At 72.8% G+C, this 13315-nt stretch carries 9 protein-coding genes; 6 read left to right on the top strand and 3 right to left on the bottom strand.

Annotated features, from left to right (window positions below; all coding sequences use genetic code 11):
• A partial coding sequence (locus tag ABZW17_RS11085; RefSeq protein ID WP_354812031.1) for a cytochrome b occupies positions 1–1202 on the top strand: 1202 nt, incomplete at its 5' end.
• Positions 1203–1562: 360 nt separating this feature from the next.
• Here the strand turns inward: ABZW17_RS11085 and ABZW17_RS11080 are convergent.
• Positions 1563–2414, bottom strand: coding sequence for a MerR family transcriptional regulator (locus ABZW17_RS11080; RefSeq protein ID WP_354812030.1), 852 nt, complete (start codon positions 2412–2414; stop codon positions 1563–1565).
• 180 nt (positions 2415–2594) lie between these two features.
• On the opposite strand from ABZW17_RS11080, the gene ABZW17_RS11075 reads away from it, so the two are divergent.
• Positions 2595–3521, top strand: a complete 927-nt coding sequence (locus ABZW17_RS11075) for an alpha/beta hydrolase (RefSeq protein WP_354812028.1) — start codon at positions 2595–2597, stop codon at positions 3519–3521.
• 136 nt (positions 3522–3657) lie between these two features.
• On the opposite strand, the gene ABZW17_RS11070 is transcribed toward ABZW17_RS11075, so the two are convergent.
• Positions 3658–5214 (bottom strand): Na+/H+ antiporter, encoded by a 1557-nt coding sequence (locus ABZW17_RS11070; protein ID WP_354812026.1) that lies wholly within the window; start codon positions 5212–5214, stop codon positions 3658–3660.
• A gap of 232 nt (positions 5215–5446) precedes the next feature.
• On the opposite strand from ABZW17_RS11070, the gene ABZW17_RS11065 reads away from it, so the two are divergent.
• A complete protein-coding gene (locus ABZW17_RS11065) occupies positions 5447–7453 on the top strand; it encodes an APC family permease (RefSeq protein WP_354812024.1) in 2007 nt (668 codons plus the stop codon).
• An 81-nt stretch (positions 7454–7534) separates the two neighbouring features.
• A complete protein-coding gene (locus ABZW17_RS11060; RefSeq protein ID WP_354812022.1) occupies positions 7535–10567 on the top strand; it encodes a LamG-like jellyroll fold domain-containing protein in 3033 nt (1010 codons plus the stop codon).
• Positions 10568–10578: 11 nt separating this feature from the next.
• Here ABZW17_RS11060 and ABZW17_RS11055 read toward each other — a convergent pair whose 3' ends face one another.
• On the bottom strand, positions 10579–11034 hold the full coding sequence (locus ABZW17_RS11055; protein WP_354812020.1) for a DUF1707 domain-containing protein: 456 nt from the start codon (positions 11032–11034) through the stop codon (positions 10579–10581).
• A gap of 161 nt (positions 11035–11195) precedes the next feature.
• Between ABZW17_RS11055 and ABZW17_RS11050 the strand changes: the two genes are divergently transcribed.
• Both ABZW17_RS11050 and ABZW17_RS11045 read left to right on the top strand, forming a co-directional pair.
• The gene (locus ABZW17_RS11050; protein WP_354812018.1) at positions 11196–11891 is read left to right on the top strand and encodes a response regulator transcription factor; all 696 of its coding nucleotides are present in this window, start codon (positions 11196–11198) and stop codon (positions 11889–11891) included.
• Entirely contained in the window at positions 11888–13285 is a 1398-nt protein-coding gene (locus ABZW17_RS11045) for a HAMP domain-containing sensor histidine kinase (protein ID WP_354812016.1), read from the top strand. Before ABZW17_RS11050 ends, ABZW17_RS11045 begins: the two co-directional genes overlap by 4 nt.
• The last annotated feature ends 30 nt before the right edge of the window (positions 13286–13315 follow it).

Here is a 13315-nt window from a genome sequence, read left to right as displayed (position 1 = left end):
TGATCTTCGTGGCGTCGATGGCCGTGCACATGCTGCGGATCTTCTTCACCGGTGCGTTCCGGCGCCCGCGTGAGGCGAACTGGGTGATCGGCGGGTTGCTGCTGATCCTGGGCTGTTTCGAGGGGTTCTTCGGGTATTCGCTGCCGGATGACCTGCTCTCGGGTACCGGGATCCGGGCGACGCTGTCGGGGATCGTGCTGTCGGTGCCGGTGGCCGGGACGTGGATCCACTGGGCGCTCTTCGGTGGGGAGTTCCCGGGTGATCAGATCATCCCGCGGTTGTACACGCTGCACATCCTGTTGCTGCCGGGGATCATGCTGGCGCTGGTCGGGGCGCACCTGGCGCTGGTGTGGTATCAGAAGCACACCCAGTTCCCGGGGGTGCGGCGCAAGGAGAGCAACGTGGTCGGGGTGCGGATCATGCCGTACTTCGCGCTCAAGGGCGGGGCGTTCTTCACCCTGGTCGTGGGGGTCCTGGCGTTGATGTCGGGGTTGTTCCAGATCAACCCGGTGTGGAACTTCGGCCCCTACAACCCCTCCCAGGTCTCCGCCGGTTCCCAGCCCGACTGGTACATGGGGTGGGCCGACGGGCTGCTGCGCGTGTGGCCGCCGTGGGAGCTCTACGTCGGCGACCACACCGTGCCGCCGGTGTTCTTCGCCGGTGCGATCGGCATCGCCGTGCTCGTGACGCTCCTGCTGAGCTACCCGTTCATCGAGCGGAAGCTGTCCGGGGACACCGCGCACCACAACCTGCTGCAGCGACCCCGGGACGTCCCGGTCCGCACGTCCATCGGGGCGATGGCGATCGTGTTCTTCCTCGTGCTCACCCTGTCCAGCTTCAACGACATCCTCGCCGTCCAGTTCGACGTCTCCCTCAACGCGATGACGTGGGCGGGCCGGATCGGGCTGCTCGTCGGGCCGCCGCTGGCCTACTTCGTCACCTACCGCATCTGCCTGGGCCTGCAGCGGGCCGACCGCGAGGTGCTGGAGCACGGCGTCGAAACGGGCATCATCCGGCGGCTGCCGCACGGGGAGTTCATCGAGATCCACCAGCCGCTCGCCGCCACCCCGCTCGAGTACCAGGGCGCGCCCGTGCCGAAGAAGATGAACAAGCTGGGCTCGGCCGGGCAGCCCGTTCCCGGCTCGCTGCTGACCCCGGACCCGCCCGCGGAAACCCGTGCCCTGGACCGGGGACGGCGATGACCGCGGTGGGGCCGCGGCTCGCCGGGGCCGGTGCCGCCCTCACGGCCGTGCTGTCGGCGGCCGCCACGGCGGACAGCTTCACCTGGCTGCCCTTCGGCTGGCCGGCCTTCGGCGCGGCGGTGGCCCTCGGCCTCCACGCGGCGCTGGCACTGACCATTGTGGACACCCGGGACGAGCGGCTGCGGCGCACGGCGATCACCGTCGCGGCGCTGCTCGCCGTGTTCCTCGTCGCCGGCTCGGCCTGGGCGGCACTGGTCCGCTTCCCCGGTGATGCGCCGGCGGTGCTGCTTTCCTTCGTGCAGAACACCATCGGGCCGCTGGCCGTCGCGTGTGCCCGGTTCGGCGGCGCCCCGAGCCCGGTCACCCGCCGAAGGCCGCCAAGGCGCCGGAAAACGACGGCGGCAGCGGCTCGCCGACCGTCGGCAGACCGCGCCAGCCCGGGCCCGCCGGGCGCACCGGGATCCCCTCGGCGTGCAGGGTGTGCAGGGTCCGGACATCCGCGGACGGCGACGTCATCGACCACACCACCACCGCGCTCGGGGCGTGCCGGGCCGCCACCACCCGCAGGACGTCGATCGACACCAGGCCGCTGAGGAACATCGACGGCGCACCGTCGTCGCCCAGGGCCGCGCTGAGCACCTTGACCGGCAGCTCGTGGCGTTCCGCCGGCCCGCAGACGAACAGCACGGGCCCCCGGCCGGCCCGGGCGGGCACCGGCGTCCGCAACCGGTCCAACGCCGCCGAAGCCGCGGCGGCGAGCGCCCACTCCGCGGCCATCGCGTTGCGGTCGCCCGCCTTCGCCCAGCGCTCCCCGATCACGCGCAGGACCGGCGCGACGACCTCGGTCCACGACTTCGCCACCCCGAGGCTGGTGAGGGCCTCGTCGACCAGGCCGCCCATGGTGGCCACGTCGAGCAGTTCGGCGGCCTCGGCGATCCGCTTCCGCCGCCGCTCGACGGTGGTTTCCGCCGCCGACCGCGAAAGCACCAGCCGGGCGGCTTCCCGCGCGCGCGTGCCCTGCGCCTGCAGCGCCCGCATCCGCCGCAACCGTTCGACGTCTTCGGCCGTGTACCGGCGGCGGCCGTTTTCCTCCCGGTCCGAGGCGCCGATGCCGTACCGCTGTTCCCACGTCCGCAGGGTGACCTGCGAGACGCCGAGCGCCCGGGCGACCTCACTCGAGCTGAGCGACCGCGGTTCGGGAGTGCTGCTCATGCGGTCTCCTCGGGTTTTGCACGGATTTTGCATCACGGTACGCCCAAGATCGGCCGACAGCCGCCCGGACACTTCGATCACCCGCGACGCAGATTCGCGCGGTTGACACCGGCGACGGCCTTGCCCCAGCCTTGTTGGCACACCGTCAGCAAGGACGGGGTGAGCCGGCAGGAGGTCCCGGTGGCAGACGATGGCCCGATTTCCCTGCGCCGCCGGCTCACCGGGCTGGCACGGCCCGTCCGGCCGTCGGCGGGCCTTTCGTGGCAGCCCGACCTGCCCGCCGGCCGCATGCTGACGCTGCCGGGCCGGGGCCGTGTGTTCGTCCGCGACAACCTGTCCGGCGGTTCGCGGCCGGGCCTGCCGGTCCTGCTGCTCCACGGCTGGACCCTGTCCCTGGACAGCAATTTCTTCGGCCTGCTGCCGGACCTGGCGTCCCGGTACCCGTTCGCGGGGTTCGACCAGCGCGGTCACGGCCGCACCCGGCTCGACGCCCGGACCTTCACGATCCCGGATCTGGCCGAGGACGCCGTGGCCGTCCTCGACGCGCTGGGCATCGGGAAAGCCGTCGTCTGCGGGTTCTCCCTCGGCGGCCCGGTGGGGCTGCAGCTGGCCGTCACCCGGCCGGACCGCGTCGCCGGGCTGGTGCTGTCGGCCGGCGCGCTGAACTACGCCCAGTCCCGGCGCGACCGCGTGTTCTGGCGGACCCTCGCCGCGAGCCGGCCGCTGACCCGCTTCGGCGCGGGAACGTCGGTGGCCGCGCGGTACTTCGGTGCGAACCGGCGCGTCCCGGACTTCGAATCCCGGTGGCCGTGGCTGCACCGCGAACTCGCGCGGGTGCCGTTGTCCCACCACCTGGCCACGGGCCGCGCGGTGGCCGGCTACGACCTGCGCGGCCGGCTGGCTCCCCTGAACGGAACACCGGCCACGGTGATCGTCACCGAAGCCGACGCGGTCTGCCCACCGCACCGGCAACGCCAGCTCGCCGCCCAGCTCAGCGCCACCACCGTCGCGGTCCCGTTCGACCACGACTTCCCGGTCGCCCGGCCGGCGGAGTTCGGCGCCGCGATGCTCCGGGCCGTCGACGAAATCCAGGCCGGTCCGAAGTGAAGGCGTGGCGCCGGTTCCGCGGACCGCCCGACGGGCCTTCGGCCGCCGGTCTGGCGGCCCTGCGCGTCCTCGAAGGGGATCCGAAGCTGCCCGGCCGGATTCGCGACCAGGTGCGCCGGCAGCTGCGCCGAGTCGTTCAGTCCTCCAGGCCCGTGTACTCCAGGTCCAGCAGCCGCTGGATGCGCCGCCGGGTGCCGTCGGTGATTTCGCCCGCCTCGAACAGCCGGGCCAGCTCGGCCGCTTCGACGTCGATCAGCTCGCGCCGCAGGGCCCGGTAGTCGACGCCGCGCACCCAGTCCGTCGCTTCCTCGTCGGTGTCGCCGCGTAGGTGGTCCAGCCGCGCCTGCCGGCTCGCCCGCAGCCGGTCGACGGCGAACGCCGGCGCGGACTCGGTCTCCGCCAGGTGGTCCAGGTGGCTCAGCCCGGCTTCGGTGAGCTTCCGGCGCGCGGTGCCGTACTCCGTCCGCAGGTCGGCCGGGTCGAGCGCGATTCCCGCCCGGCGGACCAGCGGCGCCAGCGTGAAGCCCTGGACCACGAGCGTCAGCACGATCACCGCCGTGGTCAGCAGCAGGACGAGGTCGCGCGCGGGCAGTGCGGAGCCGTCCAGCGTCGCCACCGGCAGGGACAGCGCCGCCGCCAGCGGCACGACCCCCCGCGCGCCCGCCCACGAAACGACCGCGGGCACCTGCCACGAAACCCGGCCGGCTTCCCGGCGCTGCCGCAGCGCCGAGAGCACGAACACCAGCAGCAGCCGCGCCAGCAGCAGCGTCGCCGCGATCGCCACCGCCTGCAGCAGCCACCACGCCCCGCCGCCGGCCACCCGGCGCACCAGGGCGGGCAGCTGCAGCCCGATCAGGCCGAACACGACGCTCTCCAGCAGGAACACCACGGTCTGGTACACCGCGCCGACCTGCAGCCGGATCCGCGCCGTCGTCAGCCGTTCGGCCTGGGTCCCGAGGATCACGCTCGCCACCACGACCGCGGTCACCCCGGAGCCGCCGACGGACTCCGCGACGACGTACCCCGCATACGGCGTGACCAAGGAGATCACCGTCTCCAGCACCGGGTCCTCGGTGCGCCGCCGGATCAGGAACGCGCCGAGGGCCGTGAGCACCCCGACCGCCACCCCGCCGCCGGCGAGCACCGCGAACTCCGAGAGCGTCCGGCCCCAGGACGCGGCCCCGCCGGCGACGGCCAGGAACAGCGCCACCCGGAACAGCAGCAGGCTGGTCGCGTCGTTGAACAGGCTCTCGGCCTGGATCAGCGCCTGCACCCGCGGCGGCAGCGCGAGGCGCCGCGCGAGCGCCGTCACGGCCACCGGGTCGGTGCTCGCCAGCACCGCGCCCAGCACGAACGCCATGCCGACCGGCAACGGCGTCACCGCGACCGCGACCCCGATCACCGCCGCGGCCGACAGCAGCACCAGCCCGACCGACAGCACCGCGACCGGACGGCCGACCGCCCGCAGGTCCCGCCACGGCAGCTCCTCCCCCGCCGCGAACAGCAGCGGGGGCAGCACGACCAGGCTGATCACGTCCGGGGTCACCGCCACGGCGGGGACGCCGGGCACCAGCCCGACGACGACCCCGGCGACGACGAGCAGCGACGGCGCCGGGACGCGCAGCCGTCGCGCGAAGGTGGCCACCACGGTCGCCACGACAACGAGGAACAAGACGGTTTCGACCCCGCGCATCAGCCGGTCCTCCCGATCCGAATCCGGATGCCGACCAGACTTCCCGGCGCGCCGGGGCCAGCCTACGCGACGCGCCCGGGCGCGGCCCGTCCGAAGTCGCCCGCCCCTGGCCAGTGTCGTTGACGGGACTCTGACGACCAGCCCCGGGACGTTTGCGCAATCCCTACGCCGGCGCCCGTATCTTGACGTTTTCCGTACGCCGGTCGCCCGTCCCGGGAGGCACGCTGCGGGTGTGCCGGCACCCACGTCATGGCTCAAACGGCTGGTACTCGGGCGGCCGTTCCGGAGCGACACCCTCGGCGAAACGCTGCTGCCGAAGTGGCTCGCGCTGCCCATCTTCGCCAGCGATCCGCTGTCTTCGGTCGCCTACGCGACCCAGGAGATCCTGCTGATCCTGTCGCTCGGCGGGCTCGCCTACCTCACGCTGGCGCCGTGGGTGGGGCTGGCGGTGGCGGTGCTGCTCACCGTCGTCGTGATCTCCTACCGCCAGGTCGTGAAGGCCTACCCCAGCGGTGGCGGCTCCTACGAGGTCGCTTCCCGCAACCTCGGCAGCCGTGCCGGGCTGGTCGTCGCCGGTGCCCTGATGGTCGACTACATCATGACCGTCGCGGTCTCGGTCGCGTCCGGAGTGGACAACATCATTTCGGCCGTCCCGGAGCTCGACGACCACCGGATCGCGCTCAACATCGGCTTCGTCGTCCTGCTGATGGCGATGAACCTGCGGGGCATCCGCGAGTCCGGCCGGGCGTTCGCCGCGCCGACGTACCTGTTCATCGCGTCGGTCCTGCTGCTGATCGTCGCCGGGCTGGGCCGCGCCCTCACCGGGCACCCTCCGGTCGCCGAAAGCGCGGGGTACGGCGTCCGGCCGGAACAGGTCGGCCTGACCGGGTTCGCCCTGGTCTTCCTGCTGCTGCGGTCGTTCGCCTCCGGCTGCACCGCGCTGACCGGGGTCGAGGCGATCTCCAACGGCGTGCCGGCGTTCCGGAAGCCGAAGGCGCTGAACGCGGCCCGCACGATGACCGCCATGGGCACCGTCGCCGTCGTGATGTTCGGCGGCATCACCGCGCTGGCCCTGATCAGCAAGGTGCACATCGCGGAGAACACCTGCGACCTGACCGGGTTCGCCGGCGACTGCCGCAGCGACCCGCAGCGCACGGTCATCAGCCAGATCGGCGCCGCGGTGTTCGGCGGCGACCACACCGTGCTGTTCTACGTGCTGCAGGCCGCCACCGCCCTCGTCCTCGTGCTGGCCGCGAACACCGCGTTCAACGGGTTCCCGCTGCTGGCCTCGATCCTCGCCCGGGACCGCTACCTGCCCCGGCAGCTGCACACCCGCGGCGACCGGCTGGCCTTCTCCAACGGCATCATCGCGCTGTCGCTGGTCGCCGCCGTCCTGATCTTCGCCTTCGACGGCTCCACCACCCGGCTCATCCAGCTCTACATCCTCGGCGTCTTCACGTCGTTCACGCTCTGCCAGGCCGGCATGGTCAAGCACTGGAACCGGGTCCTCGCCGCCACCACCGACCCGCGCGACCGGCGGGCGGCCCACCGCTCACGGCTGATCAACGCCCTGGGCGCGGCCCTCACCGCCATCGTCCTCGCCGTCGTGCTGGTCACCAAGTTCACCCACGGCGCGTACCTCGTCGTCATCGCGATCCCGCTGCTCTACGGCCTGATGCGGGCCGTCCACCGGCACTACACCCACGTCCGCGAAGAACTGCAGCCCGACGAAGCGTTCGAACTGCTGCCCAGCCGCGTCCACGCGATCGTGCTGGTGTCCACTTTGCACAAACCCAGCCAGCGGGCGCTCGCGTTCGCCCGCGCCACCCGGCCCGACACCCTCACCGCGATCACCGTCGACGTCGACGACGCCGACACGCGCGACCTGCAGAAGCAGTGGGAGCAGCGCGGGATGAAGCTGCCGCTCAAGGTCCTCGAGTCGCCGTACCGCGAGATCACCCGGCCGGTCGTGCAGTACGTGAAGAGCCTCCGCCGCGCCAGTCCCCGTGACGTGGTCAGCGTGTACATCCCCGAGTACGTCGTCGGCCGCTGGTGGGAGAACATCCTGCACAACCAGAGCTCGCTGCGGCTGAAGGGCCGGTTGCTGTTCGAGCCGGGGGTGATGGTGACGAGCGTGCCGTGGCAGCTGAGTTCGACGAACCGCCGCGATCTCCAGCGCGTGCGTCCCCTGCCGGGCGACACCCGCCGGGGTGTCACGGCCCAGCGGCATCCGGGGTGAGAGCGGGGTGTTCCCTTCTGGGGGATTTTGGGCGATAGTGGTCGAGCCTGTGTTTTACAACGTTGTAAACCTGGAGGCCCGATGCGCCGGCGACCATCCCGGAGAACCACCTGGCTGGCCACCCTGGTGCTGCTTCTCGCGCCGGTCGGGCTCACCGGCGTCACCGAAGCGGCCACGGACACCGCCGGCTCCGGAACCCGCTTCCTCGACCACGCGGCCGCCCTGGCCGGGTACGCCGAGCCCGGCTGGTACGAGGCCAACATCCCCTTCGTCGACCTGCCCGACGCCACGATGCAGAGCGTCTACTACTACCGCTGGCGCGTCTTCAAGGAGCACCTGCGCTACACGAACCCCGCCGACGGCTGGATCTCGACCGAGTTCCTCGACTGCTGCGGGTACGCCGCGCCCTACCAGGCGATCAACGCCGCCGCCGGGCACCAGCTGACCGAGGGGCGGTGGCTGCGGGATCCGGGCTACGGCCAGGACTACCTGCGGTTCTGGCTCACCGGGCCCGGCGCGGGCGCCAAGCCCGCCACCGACGACGTCAACGCCGACACCACCGACTGGGCGCACGAGTACAGCGTCTGGCTGGCCACCTCCGCCTACGGACAGGCCCAGGTGACCGGCGACTTCGCCCCCCTGCGCGAACTGCTGCCGGCCCTCGTGCGCCAGTACCGTGGATGGGACAAGCAGTTCGACGCCGGTCTCGGCCTGTACTGGTCGGTCCCGGTGTGGGACGCCATGGAGTTCTCCGCGTCCTCCTACGAGTCACCCGATCCCTACCACGGTGGCGCCGGCTACCGGCCGACGCTCAACTCCTACCAGTACGGCGACGCCCTCGCGATCAGCCGCATCGCCGACGCGGCGGGCGATCACCGGCTCGCCTCCGAGTACGCCCAGCGCGCTTCGAACCTCAAGGCAGCGCTGCGGAAGTGGCTGTGGGACCCGCAACGCGGCTTCTACTTCGCGATGGCCCGCGACGGCAACCCGGACCACCGGCTCTCCGGCAGCCGCGAGCAGATCGGTTACCTGCCCTGGATGTTCGGCGCGGCGCAGCCCGCCGACAGCACGGCGTGGTCGCAGCTGCTCGACCCCGCCGGGTTCGCGAGCGCCTACGGCCCGGCCACGGCCGAGCGCCGCAGCCCGTTCTTCATGAAGGACGCCGGTTCCTGCTGCCGCTGGGACGGGCCGAGCTGGCCGTTCGCCACCGCGCAGACCCTGACCGGCCTGGCGAACCTCCTCGACGACTACCCGGCCCAGACCACGGTGTCCAAAGAGGACTACGCCGCCGCGCTGGCGACGTACGCCCGTACGCAGACGAAGAACGGCAAGCCCTACGTCGCCGAGGCCCACGACCCCGACCGCGACTCGTGGAGCTACGACGGGCCGAACCACAGCGAAGACTACAACCACTCCACCTACACCGATCTCGTCCTTTCCGGACTGATCGGCCTTCGCCCGCAGAGCGACACCACCCTGCGCGTCCAGCCGCTGACACCGTCCACATGGGACCACTTCGCCGCCGAAAACGTCCCCTACCACGGGCATGCCGTCACCGTGCTGTGGGACCGCGACGGCACGCACTACGGCCAGGGCGCCGGGATGCGGCTCTACGTCGACGGACGGCTCGCCCAGCACTCCGCCACCCTGCGCGCCACCACGATCGACGTCGGCCGCACGCTGCTCCTCCGGCCCGGCCACCTCGTGAACGACGCCGCGAACCCCCTGCGCACCGGCTACCCCCGGCCGATCACGTCGTACACGTGGCCGAACGACAACCCGTGGAGCGCCCTCGACGGCAAGGTCTGGTACGCCGAGGTGCCCGAAAACACCCGCTGGACCAACTACGCCTCACCGAACGCGAGCGACTTCTACGGCGTCGACTTCGGCGTCCCGACCCCGGTCGGCGACCTCCGCTGGCACGGCTACGACGACGGCGGCGGCGTCAGGCCGGCCGCGGCCTACCGCCTGGAGTACTGGACCGGCTCGGCCTGGCAGGAGGTCCCCGGCCAGGCCCGCGAACCGGCGAACCCGGTGGGCAACGGCGTCAACCGCGTCACCTTCCCCACGCTGACCACCAGCAAGATCCGGCTGGTCTTCACCAACCCGCCGGGCGCCTTCGTCGGCGTCGGCGAGCTGCAGTCCTGGACGCCGTCGAGCCCGGACGCCCGGATCACCGCCGGTCCGGCCAACGCCGACGGCGTCGTCACGGCCGGCCGGAGCACGCCGCTGACCGTGACCGTGCGGAACACCACCGGCAGCCCGCTCGTCTCCCCGCGGCTGAGCCTCGCCGTGCCCGTCGGGTGGTCGGTCACGGCCTGCGGCCGCGCGCCCGCCGCGATCCCGCCCGGGCAAAGCGGCACCTGGAGCTACACGCTGACCGCGCCGCCGGGGGCCGAGCCGGGCAGCGCCGCGGCGTTGTCCGCGACGGCGTCCTACCGCGGCCCCGGCGGCGGGACCGAAACCACGCACCTGTTCCAGCGCCTGCAGGTGGCGCACCCGGCCGGTCAGCGGGACCCGGTCGGCGCCTGGCCGCTCGACGAGGGCAGCGGCACCGTCGCCCACGACAGCGCGGGAACGCACGACGCCACCCTGACCGGCTCCCCCGCGTGGGTGCCCGGCACGTCCGGAACGGCGGTGCAGCTCGACGGTTCGAGCCAGTACGCGGCCACCGGCGGTCCGGTCGTGGACACCACCGGGAACTACTCGGTCAGCGCCTCGGTCCGGCTGGACCGCACCGGCTCGTGGGCGACGGCGGTCAGCCAGGACGGCGACCCGAGCAGCGGCTTCTACCTCCAGTACTCCGCGGCCGACGACCGCCTGGCGTTCTCGACCGCCTCGGGCCGCGCCCTGTCGGACGCCGCCCCGCAACCCGGGCGCTGGTACCACCTGACCGGGGTGCACGACGCCGACGCCGGAACCTACGTCCTGTACGTCGACGGCGTCGCCCAGGCCCGGACGTGGCACCAGCCCGCCGGGGACGCCGCCCCGGGCCCGCTGGCGATCGGCCGCGCGGTTTCCGGCGGGCACCACAGCGATTTCTGGCCCGGCCGCATCGACGACGTCCGGGTGTGGAACCGGGCCCTGACCGCGGACGAAGCCCGGGCCCGGTGACCCCGCGGCGCTCAGTCGCCGTGGCCGTGCCCGAGCGCGCCGGGTCCGTGGCCTTCGAACCCGTCCGGGCCGAAACCGTGCACGGCACCGGCGACGATCGCCGCGGTGACCAGGAGCCCGGCCAGGACCGTGAGCAGGATCAGCAGCCGGCGGCGGCCGGGCGCCGGTTCGGGGGCCCGGCCGCGCAGCACGGCGAACTCGGCGGCGAGCGCGGCGCCGGTGGCGGCCAGGATCTGCCGCCACCCCTCGAGGCCGCGCGCTTCCGGCGCGGGCAGATCGGCGGTGACCGAAGCCAGTTCGTGCCGGTAGCGGAACCCCTCGAGCCGGCCGAGGCGGTCTTCGACCTCGTCCATCGTCAGCCGGCCTTCCCCGGCCGCCGCGTAGAGGGCGGCGCGGACCCGCTCACGTTCCGCATCCGAGCAGCGGATGCCTTCGGGCACGGTGGTACCCGGCGCGTTGTCGCTCATCGTTTCCTCTTTCGCTCCGGAAAGCACTTCCCCCGAGGCTAACCGCGGAAATCGTGGCCGGGCGCCGGCGTTCGTTAATCTTCGATGAGAGTTCGGCGCCCCCGCGAAAACCTCGACTACAGTTACCGTGTGTCGTCGGACGCCGGAGGAAGGGACGCCGGGTGCACTTGGTGATCGTCGACGACGAGACGGCCGTGCAGGATTCGCTGTCGCGCACGCTGCGGTTCGAGGGCTACACCGTCTCCGTCGCGGGTGACGGGGCCGCCGGGCTGGCCGTGATCCGCGCCGAACAGCCCGACGGCGTGCTCCTCGACGTCACGATGCCGGTGCTCGGCGGCCTGGAGGTGTGCCGGGTGCTGCGGGCCGAGGGCAACACCGTGCCGGTCCTGATGCTGACCGCGCGGACCGCGGTGACCGACCGGGTCGCCGGCCTCGACGCCGGCGCCGACGACTACCTCGTCAAGCCGTTCGCGCTGCAGGAACTGCTGGCCCGGGTGCGTGCGCTGCTGCGCCGCACGGAGTACCACGTCCCGCTCGCACCCCCCGCGCCGGCGGCCCTGCGCTTCGCGGACGTCACCCTCGACCCGGCGACCCGCGAGGTCTTCCGCGGCGGCCGCGCCCTGCACCTGACCCGCACCGAGTTCGCGATGCTCGAGACGTTCCTGCACCACCCGCGGATCGTGCTGACCCGCTCGGTCATGTTCGAGCACGTGTGGGGCTACGACTTCGGGGCCGCGTCCAACGGGCTCGACGTCTACGTCAGCTACCTGCGCCGCAAGCTGGAGGCCGAGGGCGGATCCCGGCTGCTGCACACCGTGCGCGGCGTCGGCTACGTGCTGCGCGAGGAGCCGCTGTGAAGCGGCCCCGCTGGAAGACGCTGTCCCTGCGCGCCCGGCTGGGCGTCCTGGTGGCGGCCGCGGTCGCGATCGCCGTCGTGACGGTCTCGGCGATTTCCTGGGGCATCACGCGCGCCGACCTCTACGACCAGTTCGACGCCCGGCTGCAGTCCTACGCCCAGCTCGCCGCGAAGGCCGCGTCGCCGGCGGAAGCCCTTTCGACCCTGCGCTCCACCACCAAACCCGGGCCCGACCGGAACAACGGGCTGACCGTCCAGTTCAGCTCGGCCGCCGGCGTCGTCACCGGCGTCGCGGGGGCGATCCCGGAACTGCCGCCCCCGCCGCCGGACGGCCTGTTCAACATCAGCCGGGCGGCCAACATCCACCGCGACGGGGGCCGGTTCCGGATGTGGACGGCCCCGCGCTCCGGCGGGGGCACGGTCCAGGTCGCCCAGGACTCCGAAGACGTCGAGGACGCACTGGGGCGGCTGGGTTTCTGGCTGCTCGCGGTGTCCGCCGCCGGGGTGCTGGGCGCCACGGTGGTCGGCCGGGCGATCGCCCGCTCGGCCCTCCAGCCGGTCGACGACCTCACCTCCGCCGCCGAGAACGTGGCCCGCACGCAGGAGCTGTCGGCGGCGATCGACGTCACCGCGACCGGCGAGATCGGACGGCTGGCGACGTCGTTCAACGCGATGCTCGGCGCGCTGAGCCGCTCCCGCGACGAGCAGCGGCGGCTGGTCGAGGACGCCGGGCACGAGCTGCGGACGCCGTTGACGAGCCTGCGCACCAACATCGAGCTGCTGATCCACGCCGACGCCAACCCCGAGCGGCAGCTCTCGGCCGAAGACCGCTCGCGGCTGCTGACCGACCTCGACACCCAGGCCGTCGAACTGACCGCGCTGATCGGCGAGCTGGTCGAGCTGTCCACCGGCGAACGGCCGACCGAAGCCGAAGAGCGCCTGGCGCTGGCCGACGTCGTCACCGCGGCCGTCGAGCGCACCCGGTCGCGGTGGCCGAACGTCTCGTTCGACGCCGAGCTGGCCGAGGCCGACGTGCTCGCGCGGCCCGCCGCGGTCGAGCGGGCGGTGCTCAACGTGCTCGACAACGCCGCCAAGTGGTCGCCGCCGGGCGGAACGGTCCAGGTGACGATGTCGGCGGCGAGCGAGACGGTGTGCGTCCGCGTCGACGACGAGGGCCCGGGCGTGCCCGAGACGGACCTGCCGCACGTGTTCGAGCGGTTCTACCGGGCCGACACCGCCCGGGCACTGCCGGGTTCGGGCCTCGGGCTGGCCATCGTCGAGCAGGTCGTCACCCAGCACGGCGGCCGGGTCTCGGCCGCCCGCGCCGGCCGCGGGGGCGCGCGGTTCGACCTCGTCTTCCCACTTCTTAAGGAAACCCAGCGCGATCTTCACTGAACTCTCATGGACGGGCGACACCGTCTGAGG

This window comes from Amycolatopsis sp. NPDC004625 (genome assembly GCF_040609695.1).
Taxonomy (GTDB): Bacteria; Actinomycetota; Actinomycetes; order Mycobacteriales; family Pseudonocardiaceae; genus Amycolatopsis.
This window is presented reverse-complemented; position numbering and strand designations above follow the sequence as displayed.

Bases quoted from the DNA above. Each gene is read 5' to 3' on its own strand.
- ABZW17_RS11080 (WP_354812030.1), bottom strand. From the start codon at position 2,414: ATGAGCAGCACTCCCGAACCGCGGTCGCTCAGCTCGAGTGAGGTCGCC.
- ABZW17_RS11070 (WP_354812026.1), bottom strand. From the start codon at position 5,214: ATGCGCGGGGTCGAAACCGTCTTGTTCCTCGTTGTCGTGGCGACCGTG.
- ABZW17_RS11060 (WP_354812022.1), top strand. From the start codon at position 7,535: ATGCGCCGGCGACCATCCCGGAGAACCACCTGGCTGGCCACCCTGGTG.
- ABZW17_RS11055 (WP_354812020.1), bottom strand. From the start codon at position 11,034: ATGAGCGACAACGCGCCGGGTACCACCGTGCCCGAAGGCATCCGCTGC.